At 55.5% G+C, this 375-nt stretch carries 1 pseudogene; it reads right to left on the bottom strand.

From position 1 onward, the window contains the following. Positions 1-375: pseudogene (locus E5W87_RS35675) on the bottom strand (calcium-binding protein); the annotation flags it as partial.

The following is a 375-nucleotide window of genomic DNA, read 5'->3' as shown; positions in this document are numbered from 1 at the left end:
CCACGGTTCTGTCGATCATGTCATAGTCGACCGTGTCTGTGCCCGTGCGCACCGGATAAGGGTCTATTCCGAACAGATCGATATGCGTGTTGTCATGGTTGTAGGTGTTGGAAAAATCCGGCTCGGCAGACGATCCCATGTTCATCATGGTGATGAAGGTCTTGGCGCCTGGCACATTGGAATGGATGTAGTCGGATTCGGCTTTCAGGTCCGCGGCGTCTACCTGTGTGTGGTATTTGCCGGTGGGATCCGGCTCGTCGACGAGAAAGAACCCATATACCTTCGGATTGCCAATGAAGGGGGTGACCTTGTCGATGAACGACTGGGTTACGCCCTCGCCCTCGTTGAGCCAGACCAAGCCCTTCGTGCCATCCG

Origin of the sequence: Mesorhizobium sp. (genome assembly GCF_004962925.1) — a bacterium.
Classification (GTDB): Bacteria; Pseudomonadota; Alphaproteobacteria; order Rhizobiales; family Rhizobiaceae; genus Mesorhizobium.
This window is presented reverse-complemented; position numbering and strand designations above follow the sequence as displayed.